We start from the raw sequence: 1,741 nt of genomic DNA on the forward strand, positions 1-1,741 counted from the left end.
TTTCTATCAGACAATCTGTGTGAGCACTACGCGGGTTGTATCTTTTAGGTAAGGAGGTGATCCAACCGCAGGTTCCCCTACGGTTACCTTGTTACGACTTCACCCCAGTCATGAATCACAAAGTGGTAAGCGCCCTCCCGAAGGTTAAGCTACCTACTTCTTTTGCAACCCACTCCCATGGTGTGACGGGCGGTGTGTACAAGGCCCGGGAACGTATTCACCGTAGCATTCTGATCTACGATTACTAGCGATTCCGACTTCATGGAGTCGAGTTGCAGACTCCAATCCGGACTACGACGCACTTTATGAGGTCCGCTTGCTCTCGCGAGGTCGCTTCTCTTTGTATGCGCCATTGTAGCACGTGTGTAGCCCTACTCGTAAGGGCCATGATGACTTGACGTCATCCCCACCTTCCTCCAGTTTATCACTGGCAGTCTCCTTTGAGTTCCCGGCCGAACCGCTGGCAACAAAGGATAAGGGTTGCGCTCGTTGCGGGACTTAACCCAACATTTCACAACACGAGCTGACGACAGCCATGCAGCACCTGTCTCAGAGTTCCCGAAGGCACCAATCCATCTCTGGAAAGTTCTCTGGATGTCAAGAGTAGGTAAGGTTCTTCGCGTTGCATCGAATTAAACCACATGCTCCACCGCTTGTGCGGGCCCCCGTCAATTCATTTGAGTTTTAACCTTGCGGCCGTACTCCCCAGGCGGTCGACTTAACGCGTTAGCTCCGGAAGCCACGCCTCAAGGGCACAACCTCCAAGTCGACATCGTTTACGGCGTGGACTACCAGGGTATCTAATCCTGTTTGCTCCCCACGCTTTCGCACCTGAGCGTCAGTCTTTGTCCAGGGGGCCGCCTTCGCCACCGGTATTCCTCCAGATCTCTACGCATTTCACCGCTACACCTGGAATTCTACCCCCCTCTACAAGACTCAAGCTTGCCAGTTTCGAATGCAGTTCCCAGGTTGAGCCCGGGGATTTCACATCCGACTTAACAAACCGCCTGCGTGCGCTTTACGCCCAGTAATTCCGATTAACGCTTGCACCCTCCGTATTACCGCGGCTGCTGGCACGGAGTTAGCCGGTGCTTCTTCTGCGAGTAACGTCAATCACCAAGGTTATTAACCTTAATGCCTTCCTCCTCGCTGAAAGTGCTTTACAACCCGAAGGCCTTCTTCACACACGCGGCATGGCTGCATCAGGCTTGCGCCCATTGTGCAATATTCCCCACTGCTGCCTCCCGTAGGAGTCTGGACCGTGTCTCAGTTCCAGTGTGGCTGGTCATCCTCTCAGACCAGCTAGGGATCGTCGCCTAGGTGAGCCATTACCCCACCTACTAGCTAATCCCATCTGGGTTCATCCGATGGCAAGAGGCCCGAAGGTCCCCCTCTTTGGTCTTGCGACGTTATGCGGTATTAGCTACCGTTTCCAGTAGTTATCCCCCTCCATCAGGCAGATCCCCAGACATTACTCACCCGTCCGCCGCTCGTCAGCGGAGTAGCAAGCTACTCCCTGTTACCGCTCGACTTGCATGTGTTAGGCCTGCCGCCAGCGTTCAATCTGAGCCATGATCAAACTCTTCAATTTAAAAGTGTTTGATGCTCAAAGAATTAAAACTGTTTATAAAATCAGTAGTCACTCTTCAAGACTTGATATTTTTTTGCATCCGAAGATGCTTGAGATATCAATCCTGCGAGTGCCCACACAGATTGTCTGATAAATTGTTAAAGAGCAGTG

Annotated in this window: 1 rRNA gene; it reads right to left on the bottom strand. The window is 52.3% G+C overall.

From position 1 onward, the window contains the following. Positions 1 to 49: 49 nt before the first annotated feature. Positions 50 to 1,591 (bottom strand): 16S ribosomal RNA (locus HMPREF0201_RS21820). Positions 1,592 to 1,741 lie beyond the last annotated feature (150 nt).

Origin of the sequence: Cedecea davisae DSM 4568, assembly GCF_000412335.2 — a bacterium.
Classification (GTDB): Bacteria; Pseudomonadota; Gammaproteobacteria; order Enterobacterales; family Enterobacteriaceae; genus Cedecea; species Cedecea davisae.